We start from the raw sequence: 18,809 nt of genomic DNA, 5'->3' as shown, positions 1-18,809 counted from the left end.
AAGTTGGTCGGCGTGGCACTCCCCAATCTGACTCGCGACCAGGCGGCCGAACGCGCAACGCTGGTGACCGTCGACAACTACCGCATCGATCTGGATCTCACCACTGGTGAGAAAACGTTCCGGTCGGTCACGACCGTGACGTTCAGCGCCCTGGCCGGCGCGGACACCTATATCGACCTCGCCGCCGACACCGTGCGCAGCGCCACCCTCAACGGCCGCGCGCTCGATGTCTCCGGGTACGACGAGTCCGCCGGCATCGCGCTGAGCGGGCTCGCAGAGCACAACGAACTCGTCGTCGACGCCGACTGCCTGTACTCGAACACCGGCGAGGGCCTGCACCGCTTCGTCGACCCCGTCGACCACGAGGTGTATCTCTACTCGCAGTTCGAAACCGCGGACGCCAAGCGGATGTTCGCGTGCTTCGATCAGCCCGACCTGAAGGCCACCTTCGACGTCACCGTCACAGCGCCCGAGCACTGGCAGGTGATCTCCAACGGAGCCACCGAATCCGTGCAGGACGGCCTGCACACCTTCGTCACCACCCCGAAGATGAGCACCTACCTCGTCGCGCTCATCGCCGGGCCGTACGCCCGCTGGGACGACATCTACACCGACGACCACGGCGATATCCCGCTGGGCATCTTCTGCCGCGCGTCGCTGGCGGAGTTCATGGACGCCGAGCGGCTGTTCACCGAGACCAAGCAGGGTTTCGGCTTCTACCACCGCAACTTCGGTGAACCGTACGCGTTCGGCAAGTACGACCAGCTGTTCGTGCCGGAGTTCAACGCCGGCGCCATGGAGAACGCCGGCGCGGTGACGTTCCTGGAGGACTACGTCTTCCGGTCCAAGGTCACCCGGTACAGCTACGAACGCCGCGCCGAGACCGTGCTGCACGAGATGGCACACATGTGGTTCGGCGACCTGGTCACCATGCAGTGGTGGGATGACCTGTGGCTCAACGAATCCTTCGCCACCTTCGCGTCGGTGCTGTGCCAGGCCGAGGCCACCGAGTACACCCAGGCCTGGACGACGTTCGCCAACGTGGAGAAGTCCTGGGCCTACCGCCAAGACCAGCTGCCGTCCACCCACCCGGTGGCCGCCGACATCCCGGACCTGCATGCGGTCGAGGTGAACTTCGACGGCATCACCTACGCCAAGGGCGCCAGCGTGCTCAAGCAACTGGTGGCCTATGTCGGTCTGGAAGCGTTCCTGGCCGGCCTGCGGGACTACTTCCGCGACCACGCGTTCGGCAACGCGACCTTCGGTGATCTGCTTGGCGCACTGGAGAAGTCCTCGGGCCGCGACCTGTCCGGCTGGGGACAGCAGTGGCTCAAGACCACCGGGCTGAACACGCTGCGCGCCGACTTCGACGTCGACGCCGACGGCGCCTTCAGCCGTTTCGCGCTGGTGCAGTCCGGCGCGGCCCCGGGCGCCGGCGAAACCCGGGTGCACCGCCTGGCCGTCGGCGTCTACGACGAAGATGCCTCCGGCAAGTTGGTGCGGGTGCACCGCGAGGAACTCGACGTCGAGGGTGCACGCACGGATGTGCCTGCGCTGGTCGGTGTTCCGCGTGGCCAGTTCGTCCTGATCAACGATGACGACCTCACCTACTGCTCGTCACGGCTGGACCCCCAGTCGCTGCAGACGGTGCTGGCCCGCATCGCCGATATTGCCGAACCGCTCCCCCGCACGCTGGCCTGGTCGGCGGCCTGGGAGATGACCCGCGAGGCCGAGATGAAGGCCCGCGACTTCGTGACGCTGGTCATCGGCGGCATTCACGGCGAGACCGAAGTCGGTGTGGCACAGCGGCTGCTGCTGCAGGCCCAGACCGCGCTGAACTCGTATGCCGATCCGGAGTGGGCCAGGGAAACCGGCTGGCCGGCCTTCGGTGACGCCCTGCTGGACCGGGCCCGCGAATCGGCGCCGGGCTCGGATCACCAGCTGGCGTTCGTGAACGCGTTGTGCACCTCGGTGCTGGCGCCCAACCACATCGCCGTGCTGTCGACGCTGCTGGACAACGAGCCCGCCGCGGTCAACCTGGCCGGCCTGGTCATCGACACCGACCTGCGCTGGCGCATCGTGACCGCGCTGGCGGCCGCCGGTGTGATCGACGCCGACGGTACCGAGAGCCCGTTCATCGACGCCGAGGCCGAGCGCGACCCGACCGCCGCCGGCAAGCGCAACGCGGCCGCAGCGGCCGCGGCCCGCCCACAGGTGACGGTGAAGAACGCCGCCTGGCAGAAGGTGATCGAGGACGACACCCTGGCCAACATCACCACCCGCGCGATCGTCGGCGGGTTCGCGCAGGCCGGGCAGGCCAGCGTGCTCGCGCGCTTCAGGGACCTGTACTTCGCGTCCATCCCGGGCGTGTGGGAACGCCGGTCCAGCGAGGTCGCCCAGACCGTGGTCATCGGGCTGTACCCGTCGTGGGATATCAGCCAGGGCGGCCTGGACGCCGCGGATGCCTTCCTGTCCGGACCGGATGTGCCGCCCGCGTTGCACCGCCTGGTGCTGGAGGGACGTGCGGGCGTGGAGCGCTCGTTGCGGGCCCGCGCCTTCGATGTGAGCTGATCTCTGCTCGAGCGACCGCGTCTGTGCGCCGACACGCCGTACTTCGCGCACAAACGCGGTCGCTCGCCGGCAATACGCTGTGGGGATGGCGGCCAGCAACAGTCGTAGGGCCAGGGCGGCGCGCAAGCGCATCCGCCGGGTCAAGGCCGTCGTCAACGACCTGACCCCCGAACAGTGGTCGGCCATCCGGGATGCCTGGGGTGGCTGCGCCTACTGCGGGGTGACCGACAAGCCGATGCAGCGCGACTGCGTCATGGCGATCTCACGCGGCGGCAGGTACACGGTCGAGAACGTGGTGCCCGCGTGCGCGGCCTGCAATGCCAGCAAGTGCAATGAGGAAGTCACGCACTGGATGCGGCGCAAGCGGCTCGACGAGCGCACCTTCCTGACGCGCTACATCGAGATCCGCACGTCGATGACCCAAGCCGTCCTGTAACGCAATCAGCCCCGGTACCGAGTTTCGATACCGGGGCCGATGTGCACAGCGGTCAGCGCGGCGAGACCGCCGCGGAGGTGACGTTGATGGCGCTCACGAGAGCGTCGATGAGGTTGCCGTCGCGCAGCGAGCCGAGCGCGGCGGAGATGCCCAGCGGTGCGGCGGTCTCGATGCCGCGCCCCTTCACATCGGCGCCGTAGACGACCTCGATGGCCTTCTGATTGGGCGACACCGCGAACAGCACGGCGTTGTCCGGAGTCGGCACCTTGGCCAGGATCTCGCGCGCCGTGGCGGCGGTATCGGCACCGAGATCACCGATGAACACCGCGAAACGGGCCTTGGCGTAGCGCGAGCCGTACTTGAGCGCAACGTCGAGGGCCACCAGGTCCTTGGTCGAGAACGGGTAGTGCACCGACAGCTCACCGGGCTCGGTGACTCCCGAGATGCGGCCGCTGGAAGTCAGCGCGTAGCCGTAGGGCAGGTCGACGTCGGTGGTCGTCCTGGCGATCTCGTTGGTATGGCTACCACTTGCCACTTGCGCCACCTCCCACCGTCACGTGCGATCCGTGGCCACCGTGGCCGTGATCGGCCGGCTCATCGGCCGCCCACAGGATCGGGTCGTGGGTCCACTCGTCGCCGAGTTTGTAGGACTCAGGGTGCGGACCCTTGTGGCGGTAGGCCAGCGCAGCCAATACCAGAAACACCACGATCGGGATCCCACCCATCAGGGCATGGGCTAAGCCTGTACTCACGATGCAAACCGTATCGCAGCGCGCATCACGCCGCGCCCTCGCCCAGATATCTGACCCATGCCGGGTCCAATTCCTTCACCGAGGACAGCAGTCGCCAGTGCTGTCCCTTGGGTGGCATCGGCGCCGAGTGCAGCGACCAGCCCAGTTCGGCCAGCGTCCGGTCGGCCTTGCGGTGGTTGCACGACGAGCACGCCGCGACGCAGTTCTCCCACGAGTGCTCGCCACCGCGACTGCGTGGCACCACATGGTCGACGGTGTCGGCCTTCTGGCCGCAGTACGCGCAGCGGAACCGGTCGCGGTGCATGAGCGCGGCGCGCGTCATCGGGATGCGGGCGCGGTAGGGCACCCGCACGAAGGTGCGCAACCGGATCACCGACGGCACCACGATGGTGCGGGTCGCCGAATGGATCACCGGCCCGGAGGGGTCGTCGTGGACGACGTCGGCCTTACCGCACATCAGCATGATGACGGCCCGACGCATCGGCAGCGCGGTGAGAGGTTCGTAGGTGGAATTCAGCAGCAGCACCCTGCGCCGCCCCCAGACCGAACCCTGGTGGGCGGCAGGCGGAACGTCCGCGACTTGTAAGGAGTGCGCGCCGGCAGAATCGGCCACGGCCGTGGGGAATCGGTAGCCCTGTCGTCGAGCAGGGCTTTTCTTGCGCTGCGACATTCGTCCTCCGGAAAGACAGTTCACCACGATTTGACGCCGATCGCACGGCAATTTTGTCGGTGTTCGCTGGTCAGTCCGGTGAACTTCCGGTGAAAATTCCGTTAGATGAGCTAATCGCCGAGGCTTCCAGGCCCCTCCCACCGCCATGGCGCCACGGCTGATCGGGAACAATGGGTGCGGTGACTCAGCCGCAACGCTCGTTCTACGACGAAGTCGGAGGCCACGCCACGTTCGCCGCGATCGTGGCGAGGTTCTACGAGCAGGTGCGCGACGACGAGATCCTGCTGCCGCTGTACCCCGAGGACGATATGGACGGCGCCGAGGAGCGGCTGCGGCTGTTCCTTGAGCAGTACTGGGGCGGCCCTCGTACCTATTCCGATCAGCGCGGACACCCCCGGTTGCGGATGCGGCACGCACCGTTTCGGATCGGCTACCTCGAACGTGACGCCTGGCTGCGGTGCATGCACACCGCCGTGGCCTCCATCGACTCGGCAACCCTGGACGACGCGCACCGGCGGGCCCTGCTGGACTACCTGCAGATGGCCGCCGATTCGATGGTCAACTCGGCGTTCTGATGGCGCCGCCCATCCCCCGTCGCTTCGCTCGCCCCCAGTGGTGGTCCCGGGCGGTCTTCTATCAGGTCTACCCGCGCTCGTTTTCCGACAGCAACGGTGACGGCGTCGGCGATCTCGACGGCATCACCGAGCGGCTGGACTACCTCGCCGAGCTGGGCGTGCAGGCCCTGTGGCTCAATCCGGTGATGGTGTCCCCAATGGCCGACCACGGCTACGACGTCTCCGACCCCCGCGATATCGATCCGCTCTTCGGTGACCTGAACGCGCTGGACCGGCTGCTCGAAGCGGCGCATGCCCGCGGCATCCGGGTCACCATGGACCTGGTGCCCAATCACGTCAGCTCGGCGCATCCGTGGTTCGTCGAGGCGCTCGCCGATCCCTCGCGGCGGGACCGCTTCATCTTCCGCGACGGGGTCGGCGACGAACCGCCCAACAACTGGGTGTCGATCTTCGGTGGCCCGGCCTGGACCCGGGTGGACGACGGGCAGTGGTACCTGCATCTGTTCGACGCCGCCCAGCCCGATCTGAACTGGGAGCACCCCGAGGTCTTCGAGGACATCGAGAAGACGCTGCGGTTCTGGCTGGACCGCGGTGTGGACGGGTTCCGCATCGATGTCGCGCACGGGATGGCCAAGCCGCCGACGCTGCCGGACATGGATCTGACCGAGAACGAGCTGCTGCGCAACAAGGCCGACGACCCACGCTTCGACAACGACGCGGTGCACGACATCCACCGGTTCATCCGCACCGTGCTCGACGACTATCCCGACGCTGTCACCGTCGGCGAGATCTGGGTGCACGGCAACGAGCAGTTCGCCAAGTACCTGCGCCCCGACGAACTGCACCTGGGCTTCAACTTCCAACTGGTGCAGACCGACTACGACGCGGCAGGCATCCGGGCGGCCATCGACAACTCGCTGGACGCCGCGGCGCTGGCCGGGGCGGCACCGACCTGGACGCTGTCCAATCACGATGTGCCGCGCGAGGTCAGCCGCTACGGCGACGGGACCGCCGGACTGCGGCGGGCCCGCGCGATGGCACTGGTGAAGCTGGCACTGCCGGGCACCGTATTCGTCTACAACGGTGCGGAACTGGGACTGCCCAATGTCGAACTGCCCGGCGAGGTGCTGCAGGATCCGGTGTGGGAACGCTCCGGGCGGGTGGAGCGTGGCCGTGACGGCTGCCGGGTGCCGCTGCCATGGAGCGGGTCCACGCCGCCGTACGGGTTTTCCGCGTCGACCGAGACCTGGCTACCGATGCCCGCCGACTGGAGCTCCCTGACGGTGGAGGCCCAGCTGGCGGACCCGTCATCGACCTTGATGTTGTACCGGCGCGCCATCGGGTTACGCACCGGGCGTACGGAATTCGCCGGCGATGCTGTGGAATGGCTCGGTGACTCGACGTTCCGGCGACCCGGCGGTCTGGTGTGCACGTTCAATGCGGGCAGCGCGCCCATGAAGCTCCCGGTCGGCGAGGTGCTGCTGACCAGCGGGCCGCTCGAAGACGGGCTGTTGCCGCCGGACACCGCCGCCTGGTTGGTGTAGCTCAGCGCAGCACCATCGCCGGGTCACCCAGGCGCCGGTACACCGTGCCGAACCGCGCATCGACCCGCAACCACGCGGGATGCACCCGGACCCGCACGATCTCATCGGTGGACAGCACATCGGCGCTCTGCGGCAGAAATCCCATGGCGGTCAACGCGAACACACAGCGCATCGGGATCCCCACGGTGGTCTCGCCGGCGCTGACCGCCAGGACCTCCTGATCCAGCAGCGAGGCCGGCGGCCCGTGCGCACTGCTGTGTTCCTTGGCCAGCGCGGTGCCCCGCTCCACCAACTCCAGGATCGCCCAGGCCGGCACGTCGTCCAGATGCACGAATCCGGTATCGGGTGGCAGCACCCCACGCCACGCCGAATCCATCGCGAAACCCGGCTCGACGTACCCGGAGTCATCCACCGCCGACAGCGACCGCACCAGGGTGTCGGCGCCCACCGACAGGTCCGCGGGGCGCACCCGCCCGGCCACCACCCGGCTGGCCAGCACATCGAAGCCGGTCGACACCCAGGCCACCACCTGGTCGGTACCCGGGCGTTCGCGGAACCGGATCACCGCGGCGTCATCGAGCCGCAGCGCCCGGTCGACGAAGGTGGACAGGTCTTTTCGGTGCGCGGTGTCGAGCCACACACCGCGTTCGGGTGAGCTCACCGCTGCCGTCTGCTCTTCGCGCAGGCGCTCATCGCTGAAAACGCTGGAGATACTCGCGGTGATGCGGAAGCAGTCGCACCAGCTTCTGCTCCTCGATGTTGAAGGCCGCCAGCTGGGTCTCGCCGATCACCGCGGGCTTGGACTCCGGATCGGCGTGCACCGAGCGCACCTCATAGCCGAGGTTGAAGTCCACCGCCCGCAGCCTGCTCACCCAGATGGTCACCTGCAACGGCGAATCCATCAGGCGCAGTTGGCCCTTGTAGGTGACCTTCACCTCGGCGATGAGCAATCCGATGGTGTCGATGTCGTTGACGAACGGCTCGTGCAGGAAGGGCACCCGCGCCTCTTCCAGGATCGTCACCATGGTGGCGTGGTTGACGTGCTGGTACATGTCGATATCCGACCAGCGCACCGGCACCGGTGTGGTGAAACGCTCAGCCACTTGTTCCCGTTCCTGTTGTTCGCGTCATGCTGCGGATCTGGCGGGCCGCCACCGACAGGGTCGCCAGGTCGAGCTGGCCGTCGGCGTGAATCTCATCGAGGGTGCGTTGCGCTCGATCGACGCGTGAACTGTTCGTCAGCTCCCACTCCTCGATCTTCTGCTCACCGGTCTCGTCGGGCTCGCCGACGGCCAGTACATCGAAGCACAGCGCCCGCAGCGACCCATAGATATCGTCGCGGATGGCCAAGCGTGCCAACGAATGCCACCGGTCGTCACGCTCGAGCTGCGAGATCGCGGTGAGCAGGCCGTCGATACCGAGATGGTCCATCAGCGCAAAGTACGCGTCGGCCACCTCGGCGGGATCACGGTCGGCGATGTCGGCGATGTCGATCACGTCGAGCAGGCTGTAGCGGTACAGGCCGGTGGCGACGGTGTAGGCAAGTTCCTTGGGCACACCCTGGGCTTCGAACTCGCCGGACTCCTTGGCCACGATCGCCTTGTCGTCACCGCGTAGCCACTTCGGCATCTGCGGCGACAGCAGCGCGACCTTATCGGCGAACCGGTTGATCTCGGCGCCGACCGCCAGCGGCTGCGGCCGGTAGTTGATCAGCCAGCGCCCGGCCCGGTCGATGACCCGGCGCAGGTCGAGCGTCATGCGGTCGGTCACCGCGCACGGAATCCCGGTGTTCCCGGCGTCTTTGATGCCCTGCCAGATCTCGCTGATCCCGAAGATCGCATCGGTGGCCACAAAGCCGCGCACCGCGTCGACCGGACCGACACCGGTGTCCTCGGTCATCCGGTAGGCGTAGGTGATCCCGCTGGTGTCGACCAGATCGTTGACCAGCATCGTGGTGACGATCTCGCGACGCAGCTGATGCGATCGGATCTCGCTGGTGAATCGGTCCCGCAATTCCACCGGGAAGTACTGCGGCAACCGCACCGCGAACACCTCCTGGTCGGGCAGGTCGGTGCGCAGCAGTTCGTCCTTGAGCGCGAGCTTGACGTGGGCCATCAGGGTGGCCAGTTCCGGTGAGGTCAGGCCGATCCCGAGCTCGTGGCGGCGCAGGATCTCCTTCTCCGACGGCAACGCCTCCAACTCGCGGTTGAGTCCCCGCTCGGTGACGAACTCCTTGATCAGTCGAGCGTGCACCTGCAGCAGGCTGGCCGAGTTCGCGCGGCTGGTGCCCATCAGGTCGTTCTGATCGATGTTGTCGGCCAACACGAGCCGGCCCACCTCGTCGGTCATCGACATGAGCAGCGGGGTGCGCTCATCGGCGCTCACCTTGCCCGCCGTCACCAGCGAGTCGATCAAGATCTTGATGTTGACCTCGTGGTCCGAGCAGTCCACACCCGCGGAGTTGTCCAGCGCGTCGGTGTTGATCCGGCCGCCGGCAAGATCGAACTCGATACGCCCACGCTGGGTGACGCCGAGGTTGCCACCCTCCCCGACCACCTTGACCCGCAACTGATTTCCGTTGACGCGGATGGCGTCGTTGGCGCGGTCGCCGACGTCGGCATCGGATTCGGTCTCCGACTTGACGTAGGTGCCGATGCCGCCGTTCCAGAACAGGTCGGCCGGCGCCAGCAGCACCGCCTTCATCAGTGCCGGCGGGGTCATCTCCTCGACGCCGTCGGGCAGGCCCAGCGCGTGGCGCACCTGCGGGCTGATCGGGATCGACTTCTGTTGCCGGCTGAACACCCCGCCGCCCTCACTGATCAGCGTGCGGTCGTAATCCGCCCAGCTGGATCGTGGCAGGGCGAACATGCGCTCCCGTTCGGCAAAGGAGGTGGCGGCGTCCGGGTTGGGGTCCAGGAAGATGTCGCGGTGATCGAAGGCCGCGATCAGCCGGATGTGCGGGGACAGCAGCATGCCGTTGCCGAACACGTCACCGCTCATATCGCCGACGCCGGCCACGGTGAAGTCCTGGGACTGGGTGTCGACACCGATCTCGCGGAAGTGCCGCTTCACCGATTCCCAGGCGCCCTTGGCGGTGATGCCCATCGCCTTGTGGTCGTAGCCCACCGATCCGCCGGAGGCGAAGGCGTCCCCGAGCCAGAAACCGTAGGACTGCGCAACGTCGTTGGCGATATCGGAGAAGGTGGCCGTGCCCTTGTCGGCGGCGACCACCAGGTAGGCGTCATCCCCGTCGCGTCGCACGACCCCGGCCGGGGTGACCACGGCGCCGCTGGACGTGTCGACATTGTCGGTCAGGTCCAGCAGCCCCGAGATGAACAGCCGGTAGCAGGCCACCCCTTCGGCACGGGTGGCATCACGGTCCACCGCGGCGTCCCCGCTGGGCAGCGGTGGCGATTTGACGACGAAGCCGCCCTTGGCACCGACCGGGACGATGACGGCATTCTTCACGGCCTGCGCCTTGACCAGGCCCAGAACCTCGGTGCGGAAATCTTCTCGGCGATCCGACCAGCGCAGGCCACCGCGGGCCACGAAACCGAAACGCAGGTGTACGCCCTCGACACGGGGCGAATAGACGAAGATCTCGAATCGCGGCTTGGGCAGCGGCAATTCATCGATCAACCCCGGATTGAGCTTGTAGGACAGCACATTCTGGGCGCGCGCCGAATCAGGGCTGTCGACGAAATAGTTGGTGCGCAGCGTCGCCTGGATCAGGCCGGCGAAGGCCCGCAGCACACGATCGGTGTCCAAGCTGACCAGGGCATCGATATCGGCGGCGACCGCGGCCGCCGCGGCCTGGGCGTCCAGTTTCCGGCCCGCGTCCGCGACATCGGCCTCCGGGGTGAAAAGAGCCTCGAACAACTCGACCAGGGACCGCGCCGTGCGGGGATTGCCGTTGAGCACGCCCTCGACGTGGGACTGGCTGTACGGGAAACCGGCCTGGCGCAGGTACTTCGCGTAACCCCGCAGGATGGTGACCTGCTGCCAGGTCAGTCCGGCCCGCAACACCAGTTCGTTGAAATGGTCGATCTCGGCGCGCCCGTGCCAGATCGCGGTCACCGTATCGGCGAAACGCTGGGCCACATCCTCGATCTCGGCCTCGGGCGTGGTGGGGATGGACTGGTGTGGGGACACCACGAACTGGTAGATCCAGACCACCAGTCCGTCGGGTCGGGTGACGGTGAACGGCCGCTCTTCGAGCACCACCACACCCATGCACTGCAACATCGGCAGCAGTTCGGACAGCGAGGCCGACCGGCCACCCAGGTACCAGGTGAGCAGATCGACCCGCTCCGCACCGCCGTCGCGGAACACCAGCTTGACCGAATTATCCTGCAGCTCTTCGATGATCGCGATGTCTTCGATGGCCGCCTGCGGAGTGAAGGCCTGCTTGTAGATCTCGGGGAAGGCCCCGGCGTAGTACTCGGCGTCGGCCAGACTGATCGATTCGGTCTTCACCGAACCGATCAGGCGGTCCGCCCAGGTACGGGCGGCTTCGGTCAGCAGATGCTGGATCCGGACTTCGTTGTCGGCCGAGGTGTCGATATCGGCACGCTGGCTGCCGTCGGGCATCCGCACGGTGAAATGCACTACAGCCCACGGTGATTCGCTGACCCTGGCGGCGTACTCGATGCTGACCCCACCGAGCTCGCGGACCAGGATGTCCTGGATCGCCAACCGCACCGCGGTGGTGTAGCGGTCGCGCGGCAGGTACACCAGCGCCGAGACGAAGTGACCGAGCTGATCGGCACGCAGGAACAGCAAAGTGCGCCGCAACGATCCGAGATCGACAACCGCCCTTGCCATTTCCAGCAGATCCGGGGTGTGCAGCGCGAACAGCTCGGACCGCGGAATGGTCTGGATGACGTCGAGCATCAGCTGGCCCGGATGGCTCGGATCGGAGTGCGACTGCGCGAGCGCCTCGTCGACGCGGCGCGAGATCAACGGGATCTCCAGCACGTTCGCGTTCAGCGCGGCGACCGTGAACAGCCCGACGAATCGGTGTTCGACGGCCTGGTTGGACGCCGGCCCGGCCGGGTACTCGCGGACCACGACGATGTACGGATAGGCGCCGTACCGCAGGAAGCTGGGCATGGTGGCCTGCGCCAGCACCAGCAGATCCTCGGCCCCGGTCAACTGCGGCAGCACATCGGTGCGCAACTTGAGGATGCCCAGCCGGCTGGCCGGGTCGACGGTGGCCTGCCCGTTGTGCACCGCGCACCGCTGATAGCCGAGCAGCACGTAGTGGCCGTCACCGAGCCAGTGCAGCAGAGCGGCGACATCGCGGCGGTCCGGGCCCGGGAAGTGCCCGGCATGATCGGAATCCAGTGCATTGGCCAACCCGATCAGTGTCGCGTTGAGCGACGCCGAATCGGCCGCGACCTGCCGGGCGTCGGCAAGCACCGACGGCAGCAGGCCCGCCACCTCGTTGACCGCCGCCGGATCTGCGGTCGAGGCCAGCCGGACGTGGATCCACATCTCGTCGGCCCCGTCCGGGGCATCCGCATCCGAGGCCGGCGCCAGCGCCAGCAACTCACCGTCTGGCCCTCTGCGGGCCCGCAGCACCGGATTCATCACCCACGCGTAGGCGACCCCGAGCCGGTGCAGCAGCACCGTCACCGAATCCATCAGCATCGCGCTGTAGTCGGTGACCACCTGGATGGCCGGACCGAAGCCTCCCGGGTCATCGGCCGGGTACACCGCCACCAGGGTCTCCCCCGGTGCGCGGCGGCGGCCCACTGCGGTGTGGGCCGCGAGCAGCTGCGGTGTCACCTTCGTCGCGCCGCGGTCGATCGGAGCGGTGACCGCGGTGTCGGCCGCGGGCGCGTCACCGTGTGGGCCGTGATGGGTTTCGACATAGGCGTGAGTCAGCTGTGCGATCGCGTCCTGACTCAGATGCAACTGCTCGGTGGTTCCGGACACGCCTGCAACCTTAGTGAAACACCGCCGTCACGCGCGGCGTCCCGAAGGTTTCAGTCCCGCGTCAGTTTGCGGTGGGTGACCCGGTGCGGGCGTGCCGCGTCGGCACCCAGTCGCTGGACCTTGTTCTCCTCGTAGGCACCGAAGTTGCCCTCGAACCAGAACCATTTGGCCTCGTTGTCGTCGTCACCCTCCCAGGCCAGGATGTGCGTGCAGGTGCGGTCCAGGAACCAGCGATCGTGGGAGATCACCACGGCACAACCGGGGAACTGCTCCAGCGCGTTCTCCAGCGAGGACAGCGTCTCGACGTCGAGGTCGTTGGTCGGTTCGTCGAGCAGGATCAGGTTGCCGCCCTCCTTGAGGGTCAGCGCCAGGTTCAGCCGGTTGCGTTCACCACCGGACAGCACACCGGCCGGCTTCTGCTGATCGGGGCCCTTGAAACCGAACGCCGACACGTAGGCGCGCGAGGGGATCTCGTTCTGCCCGACCTCGATGTAGTCCGCGCCGTCGGACACCACCTGCCACACGTTCTTCTTGGGGTCGATGCCGCCGCGATTCTGGTCGACGTAGCTCAGCTTGACCGTCTCGCCGACCTTGACCTCGCCGCTGTCGGGCGCCTCGAGACCGACGATGGTCTTGAACAGCGTGGTCTTGCCGACACCGTTGGGACCGATCACACCGACGATGCCGTTGCGCGGCAGCGTGAAGGACAGGTCCTTGATCAGGATGCGGCCGTCGAAGCCCTTGTCGAGATGGCTCACCTCGACCACCAGGTTGCCCAGCCGCGGCGGCGCCGGGATCTGGATCTCCTCGAAGTCGAGTTTGCGGGTCTTCTCGGCCTCGGCGACCATCTCGTCGTAACGGTCCAGGCGGGCCTTGCTCTTGGCCTGCCTGGCCTTCGCGCCGGAACGCACCCAGGCCAGTTCATCCTTCAGCCGCTTCTGCAGCTTCTGGTCCTTCTTGCCCTGAACTTCCAGGCGCTCGGCCTTCTTCTCCAGATAGGTGGAGTAGTTGCCCTCGTAGGGGTAGGCGCGGCCGCGGTCCAGTTCCAGGATCCACTCGGCGACGTTGTCCAGGAAGTAGCGATCGTGGGTGACCGCCAGGATCGCGCCCTTGTAGTCGGCGAGGTGATGCTCCAGCCACAACACGCTCTCGGCGTCGAGGTGGTTGGTGGGCTCGTCGAGCAGCAGCAGATCCGGCTTGGACAGCAGCAGCTTGCACAGCGCCACGCGGCGCTTCTCGCCACCGGACAGGTGGGTGACCGGCTCGTCGGGCGGCGGGCAGCGCAGCGCGTCCATCGCCTGCTCCAGCTGAGAGTCGATATCCCAGGCGTCGGCGGCGTCGAGCTCCTCCTGCAGCTGGCCCATTTCTTCCATGAGCTCATCGGTGTAGTCGGTGGCCATCAGCTCGGCGACCTCGTTGTACCGGTTGAGCTTGCCCTTGATGGCGACGCCGTCCTCCACGTTCTCCCGGACGGTCTTGGTCTCGTCGAGCTCCGGCTCCTGCATGAGGATGCCGACCGACGCGCCCGGTTGGAGGAAAGCGTCGCCGTTGTTGGGCTGGTCGATACCGGCCATGATCTTCAGGACACTCGACTTACCGGCCCCGTTGGGACCGACGACGCCGATCTTGGCTCCCGGAAGGAAGTTCAGGAAAACGTCGTCAAGGATGACCTTGTCGCCGTGCGCCTTGCGCACCTTCCGCATCGTGTAGATGAATTCGGCCATGCCGTCGTCTTGCCTTTCGTTCGCCAAAGTCTCGCGGCACCATCCTAGGCACGACCGGGCGGCCCGGTTACGCCGAGATCGACAGCTCCCCCGGCTCGTCGGTGTGTTCGGTGTCCTCACCACCGTCGGGTGCGGAGGCGGACACCGGGTCGGCCGCAGGCCGGGCCCTGTCCAGCTTCGCCCGGCATCGGGTCAGATCCGGCCCCACCGACACCGCGCGCACCTCGACGGTGGACCGGCGGTTGCCCTCCTTGTCCTCATACTCGTCGGTGTAGATCTGGCCCACCACGACCACCGGGTCACCCTTGAACAGCACCCCGGCCACACCTTGGGCAACTTTTCCCCAGCAGTTGATGGTCACAAAGAGGGAGTTGGCAGTTTCCCAGCTGCCCTCGGGGTTGCGCCGACGCGAGTTGCTGGCCAACCGGAACTTGAGGAATTCCTGTTCGCCGATCCGGCGCAGGATGGGGTCGTTGACCACGGTGCCGACGACGGAGAACGGGGTCTCGAACATGGCATTGCCTTTCGCTCATTTCTGGATGCCGGCGACGTCGCCGGCCTGTGCATCCATTGACCCGACCGACACCGACAGGCCCACCGGCGGCAGCTGCACCGCACCGCCGGCTGTGGATGGATCGGGCATTGTGCACAACCGGCACTTACCGGGGTCTCGCAACCCGCCGCGTCGGCACTGAGAGAAGATCAACGAGTGGGTTGTACAGGCATCGAAGTGATCGGCAGCGCGCCATGACCGTGCCGCAGCAGCTGACCGACCGCTACGAGCTGGGCGAAATCCTGGGTTTCGGTGGCATGTCGGAGGTGCACAAGGCGCGCGATGTGCGGCTGCACCGCGATGTGGCGATCAAGATCTTGCGCGCCGACCTGGCCCGGGACCCGAATTTCTATCAGCGGTTCCGCCGGGAGGCCAAGCACACCGCATCGCTGAACCACCCGTCCATCGTGGCGGTGTACGACACCGGTGAGGCGCAGACAGCCGGGGGCAATCTGCCGTTCCTGGTGATGGAGTACGTCGACGGTCACACCGTCGGAAAGCTGATCCAGCGCCACGGACCGATGCCCCCGCGTCGGGCGATCTCCATCATCGCCGATGTGTGCACGGCGCTGGAGTTCAGCCACAGCCGTGGCATCGTGCACCGCGACATCAAGCCCGCCAACATCATGATCACCCCGACCGGCGCGGTGAAGGTGATGGATTTCGGCATCGCGCGCTCCATGAACGCGACCACCGGGGACCGGCTCACCGCGACCTCCGCGGTGGTCGGCACCGCACAGTACTTCTCCCCCGAGCAGGCCCGTGGCCAGCAGGTCGACGCCCGCACCGATGTGTACTCGCTGGGCTGCGTGCTGTACGAAATGTTGACCGGCCAAGCGCTTTTCACCGGGGACACGCCGCTGTCGGTGGCCTATCAGCATGTCCGGGAGCGGCCGGTCCCACCGTCACAGCGGCACAGCGGCATCTCCGGAGACCTCGATGCCGTGGTCCTCAAGGCGCTGGCCAAGAAACCCGAGAATCGCTACCAGAGCGCGGCCGAGATGCACGCCGATCTGCGGCGGGTCGGCAGCGGCAACACCCCCGAGGCGCAGTCGCCACAGGCCCCCGAAGCCCATGACACCGACGACACCCCGCCGCCCCGGGGCCCGAACACCCTGCAGTTCCCCGTGCAGGAACAGCCCAGGAGATCGCGGCGCTGGGTGATGGCCGGTGCGCTGGTGGCCGTCACGCTGCTGGTGATCGCCGGCGTCTACGTCGTGGGCGCCATGAACCGCGTGCGCGTGCCCGATGTCCAGGGGCTGACCCAGCAGGAGGCACTGAACCAACTCCAGGACAGCGGCCTGACCCCCGTGGTGGACGCCACACCCGACGGATCGGTCGAAGCGGGACGGGTGATCGGCACCGACCCGGCCGCCGGTGGCTCCGTCTCCTCAGGTGGTGACATCACCGTCAACGTGTCGACCGGGCCCGAGCAGCGCCGCATCCCGGATGTCTCCCGACTGTCCTACGACGAGGCGGTGAAAACCCTCGCCGATGCCGGTTTCGACAATGTGCGCCGGATGCCGCAGGCGTCGACCAGCGAGGAACTCGACCGGGTCATCGGGACGGTTCCGGCGGCTCAGCAGGACACCGCCACCAGCAACGAGATCGCCATCCTCGTCGGTTCGGGACCGTCGGCGCGGACGGTGCCCGATGTGGTCGGCCAGACGGTGGATCAGGCCATCCGCAACCTCGACACCGCCGGTTTCACCACCATCCTGCAGGCCGACGCCGACGGCACACTGCCGCCCGGCCAGGTGGCCGCCACCGACCCGCCGGCCGGTGCTTCGGTGGCCTCGGATGCCCCGATCACCCTGAAGGTCTCCCGGGGCAACCAGTTCTCCATGCCCGACCTACGGGGGCTGCTCTACGCCGACGCGCTGGCACAGCTGAACGCGCTGGGCTTCAACGGCCAGTTCCTGAAGGGGCCCGATATGGACGCCGGAGGCGACCGGCGCGCCAAGGTGGTGCAGCAGGTCCCGGCGCCCGGCACCGGCGTGAACCGGGACGGCACCATCACGGTGAACTACGGCAGCTAGCGGTCTTCGAGCTTGGACAGTTTCGCCAGCATGTTGTTGTAGGCGGCCAGTTCGGCGTCCTCGTCGCGGTCGGCGGCCCGGTCCAGCCGTTTGGCGGTGCGGTTGTCGCTGCGGCGCCACTGGATGAGCAGCGCCAGCATCACCAGCACCAGCGGGACCTCGCCCGTCGACCAGGCGATGCCGCCGCCGAGACGCTGATCGGCGAGCAGGTCGGTGTGCCACGGCAAGTCGAGGGACCGGTAGAAATCGCCGGCGAGCACCTTCTGCGTCCCCATCAGCACCACACCGAAGAACGCGTGCAACGGCAGCGAGCCGAACACCATCGCAAGCTTGGCCAGGGGTGGGATGGGCCGTGGCGTCGGGTCCACCCCGATGACCACCCAGTAGAACAGGTAGCCGCTGAGCAGGAAGTGCGCATTCATCGCCAGGTGCGCGCCATGGCTGTCGGCGGCCGCATCGAAGATGCCGCCGAAGTACAGCCCGTAGAACCCGGCCACGAAGATTGCGGTCGCCACCAAGGGGTTGGTGAAGAACTTCGACACCCGGCTGTGCAGTGCGGCCAGCAGCCACTCCCGCATGCCCGGTGGGCGGTCCTTGCCCGCCGTCGGCAGCGCGCGCAGCGCCAGGGTCACCGGTGCGCCCAGCACCAGCAGCACCGGCACCAGCATCGACAACATCATGTGGGCCGTCATGTGCATGCTGAACATCGCGGGCATGTAGCGCCCGACCCCGGATGACGTCGCGAACAACAGCGTCGCGCATCCGCACAGCCAGGCGATGGTCCGGCCCACCGGCCAGGCGTCGCCGCGGCGGCGCAGCCGCACCACACCGGCGATGTAGATCGCGGCCGCCACGATGGCGGCGGTGCCGAAGATGAGGTCGAAACGCCAGTCGAACAGCACGCGGGCCAACGTGGGCGGGCCGGCCAGGTCGTAGCCGATCTCCACCGCAGTGATCGACGGCAGTTCGGCAAGCGGAGGTGGCGGGGTGCGCCCGAGGGCGACGGCGAGACCGAAGGTCACCCCGAACACCATCGATTCGACGAGCGCCAGCTGGATCAGCGGACGGCGGGCGACGGGATCGTCGGCCAGCGCGCGGACGCTGCGGCGGCGCTGCAACAGGCCGAGCACACCGAGCACCAGCAGCGCTGCGGCCTTGCCGAGCAGCAGCCAGCCGTAGGTGGTGCTGAACAGTTCGCCGGGACGCACCCGCACCAGCGCATTGACGATGCCGGACAGTGCCATCGCCGCGAAGCACCACAGCGCGATCGCCGAGAACCGCCGTGCCGCCACGTCGAGATGCTCGCCGCCGCGCACCGCGAGCGCCCACAGCGCCATCAGGCCGCCGGCCCACACCACCCCGGCGACCAGGTGGATGAGCAGGCTGTTGGTCGCCACGTCGTGGGCCCCACCGGAGGACGAATGCCCGCTGAGTGCCAGCGGCAGCAGCGTGACCAGCGATCCGGCCAGCAGCGCCGGGGTCCAGGCCCAGCGCAGCACCGGGATGCTGACCAGGGTGACGATCCCGGCCAGCAGGGCCGTCCAGCGCCAGGTACCCGCGGTCTCCACCATGCTGGCGACCGTCCAGACGTCGATGGGGCTGAGCCGGCTGGTCAACGGTGCACCGGTGATATCGGAGACCGTCAGCGGCACCAGCAGCACCGCACACACGGTCCACACCCCGGCGGCGATGGTGCCGGTGCGCAGCGCCCGGTAGCCGCCGACATCGAGCACGCCGCTGCGCTGAGGTGGCACCAGGAAGGCGGCCATCAGGAACGAGCCGACGGCGATGGCCGCGGCGATCTCGCCCACCGCACGCACGAACGGCAGCCCGTAGGTGGTGGCCGGGCCCGGGTCGGGCAGCCCCGTCGCGGCCAGCGCGTCCACGATGGACAGCCCGCCGATTCCGGCGGCCACCGCGCCGGCCAGCAGCGCGACGCCCCAGAGAATCGGCCACACGGCGCTGATGCGCACGGGTGGCGCGACGATCGTCATGCCGTCAAGGG

14 protein-coding genes are annotated in these 18,809 nt (G+C 67.5%); 5 read left to right on the top strand and 9 right to left on the bottom strand.

Annotated elements, in window-relative coordinates:
• Positions 1-12: 12 nt before the first annotated feature.
• Both pepN and EXE63_RS24930 read left to right on the top strand, forming a co-directional pair.
• The gene (gene pepN / locus EXE63_RS24935; protein ID WP_168144141.1) at positions 13-2,571 is read left to right on the top strand and encodes an aminopeptidase N; all 2,559 of its coding nucleotides are present in this window, start codon (positions 13-15) and stop codon (positions 2,569-2,571) included.
• A gap of 85 nt (positions 2,572-2,656) precedes the next feature.
• Complete coding sequence (locus EXE63_RS24930) at positions 2,657-3,007, top strand: HNH endonuclease (protein WP_105364072.1); 351 nt, start codon at positions 2,657-2,659, stop codon at positions 3,005-3,007.
• A 52-nt stretch (positions 3,008-3,059) separates the two neighbouring features.
• Here the strand turns inward: EXE63_RS24930 and EXE63_RS24925 are convergent, their stop codons facing one another.
• From EXE63_RS24925 to EXE63_RS24915, 3 genes are read right to left on the bottom strand one after another with little or no spacing between them, the layout of a single operon-like run.
• Entirely contained in the window at positions 3,060-3,542 is a 483-nt protein-coding gene (locus tag EXE63_RS24925; RefSeq protein ID WP_168144140.1) for a DUF5130 domain-containing protein, read from the bottom strand.
• Entirely contained in the window at positions 3,529-3,732 is a 204-nt protein-coding gene (gene ctaJ / locus EXE63_RS24920; RefSeq protein WP_105364070.1) for an aa3-type cytochrome oxidase subunit CtaJ, read from the bottom strand. The genes EXE63_RS24925 and ctaJ overlap by 14 nt, the downstream gene beginning before the upstream one ends.
• A gap of 52 nt (positions 3,733-3,784) precedes the next feature.
• Entirely contained in the window at positions 3,785-4,429 is a 645-nt protein-coding gene (locus tag EXE63_RS24915) for an HNH endonuclease (RefSeq protein WP_168144139.1), read from the bottom strand.
• Between the two features lie 170 nt (positions 4,430-4,599).
• Between EXE63_RS24915 and EXE63_RS24910 the strand changes: the two genes are divergently transcribed.
• Positions 4,600-5,004, top strand: coding sequence for a globin (locus tag EXE63_RS24910; protein WP_168144138.1), 405 nt, complete (start codon positions 4,600-4,602; stop codon positions 5,002-5,004).
• A complete protein-coding gene (locus EXE63_RS24905) occupies positions 5,004-6,548 on the top strand; it encodes a glycoside hydrolase family 13 protein (protein ID WP_168144137.1) in 1,545 nt (514 codons plus the stop codon). Before EXE63_RS24910 ends, EXE63_RS24905 begins: the two co-directional genes overlap by 1 nt.
• A 1-nt stretch (position 6,549) precedes the next feature.
• On the opposite strand, the gene EXE63_RS24900 is transcribed toward EXE63_RS24905, so the two are convergent.
• The 5 genes from EXE63_RS24900 to ssb form a co-directional block, all read right to left on the bottom strand.
• Positions 6,550-7,209 carry a DUF8185 domain-containing protein gene (locus tag EXE63_RS24900; RefSeq protein ID WP_168144136.1) on the bottom strand — a complete coding sequence of 220 codons (660 nt, stop codon included), beginning with the start codon at positions 7,207-7,209 and terminating at the stop codon, positions 6,550-6,552.
• 28 nt (positions 7,210-7,237) lie between these two features.
• Positions 7,238-7,651 (bottom strand): acyl-CoA thioesterase, encoded by a 414-nt coding sequence (locus tag EXE63_RS24895; RefSeq protein ID WP_105364066.1) that lies wholly within the window; start codon positions 7,649-7,651, stop codon positions 7,238-7,240.
• A complete protein-coding gene (locus EXE63_RS24890) occupies positions 7,644-12,488 on the bottom strand; it encodes an NAD-glutamate dehydrogenase (protein WP_168144135.1) in 4,845 nt (1,614 codons plus the stop codon). The genes EXE63_RS24895 and EXE63_RS24890 overlap by 8 nt, the downstream gene beginning before the upstream one ends.
• A 50-nt stretch (positions 12,489-12,538) precedes the next feature.
• Positions 12,539-14,212 (bottom strand): energy-dependent translational throttle protein EttA, encoded by a 1,674-nt coding sequence (ettA, locus tag EXE63_RS24885; RefSeq protein ID WP_168144134.1) that lies wholly within the window; start codon positions 14,210-14,212, stop codon positions 12,539-12,541.
• Positions 14,213-14,279: 67 nt separating this feature from the next.
• A complete protein-coding gene (ssb, locus tag EXE63_RS24880) occupies positions 14,280-14,726 on the bottom strand; it encodes a single-stranded DNA-binding protein (RefSeq protein WP_168144133.1) in 447 nt (148 codons plus the stop codon).
• A gap of 233 nt (positions 14,727-14,959) precedes the next feature.
• Here ssb and pknB point away from each other — a divergent pair, with 233 nt between their 5' ends.
• Positions 14,960-16,804, top strand: coding sequence for a Stk1 family PASTA domain-containing Ser/Thr kinase (gene pknB / locus EXE63_RS24875; RefSeq protein WP_168144132.1), 1,845 nt, complete (start codon positions 14,960-14,962; stop codon positions 16,802-16,804).
• On the opposite strand, the gene EXE63_RS24870 is transcribed toward pknB, so the two are convergent.
• Positions 16,801-18,798, bottom strand: a complete 1,998-nt coding sequence (locus EXE63_RS24870) for a bifunctional copper resistance protein CopD/cytochrome c oxidase assembly protein (RefSeq protein WP_168144131.1) — start codon at positions 18,796-18,798, stop codon at positions 16,801-16,803. The genes pknB and EXE63_RS24870 overlap by 4 nt on opposite strands.
• Between the last annotated feature and the right edge of the window lie 11 nt (positions 18,799-18,809).

The sequence above is a fragment of the Mycolicibacterium frederiksbergense genome, assembly GCF_012223425.1.
GTDB classification, from domain to species: Bacteria; Actinomycetota; Actinomycetes; order Mycobacteriales; family Mycobacteriaceae; genus Mycobacterium; species Mycobacterium frederiksbergense.
The sequence above is the reverse complement of the archived record's forward strand: the minus strand, read 5'-3'. Positions and strand labels throughout refer to the sequence as shown.

Coding starts and splice junctions, on each gene's coding strand:
- EXE63_RS24930 (WP_105364072.1), top strand. CDS start 2,657: ATGGCGGCCAGCAACAGTCGTAGGGCCAGGGCGGCGCGCAAGCGCATC.
- ctaJ (WP_105364070.1), bottom strand. CDS start 3,732: ATGGGTGGGATCCCGATCGTGGTGTTTCTGGTATTGGCTGCGCTGGCC.
- EXE63_RS24915 (WP_168144139.1), bottom strand. CDS start 4,429: ATGTCGCAGCGCAAGAAAAGCCCTGCTCGACGACAGGGCTACCGATTC.
- EXE63_RS24910 (WP_168144138.1), top strand. CDS start 4,600: ATGGGTGCGGTGACTCAGCCGCAACGCTCGTTCTACGACGAAGTCGGA.
- EXE63_RS24905 (WP_168144137.1), top strand. CDS start 5,004: ATGGCGCCGCCCATCCCCCGTCGCTTCGCTCGCCCCCAGTGGTGGTCC.
- ettA (WP_168144134.1), bottom strand. CDS start 14,212: ATGGCCGAATTCATCTACACGATGCGGAAGGTGCGCAAGGCGCACGGC.
- ssb (WP_168144133.1), bottom strand. CDS start 14,726: ATGTTCGAGACCCCGTTCTCCGTCGTCGGCACCGTGGTCAACGACCCC.
- pknB (WP_168144132.1), top strand. CDS start 14,960: ATGACCGTGCCGCAGCAGCTGACCGACCGCTACGAGCTGGGCGAAATC.
- EXE63_RS24870 (WP_168144131.1), bottom strand. CDS start 18,798: ATGACGATCGTCGCGCCACCCGTGCGCATCAGCGCCGTGTGGCCGATT.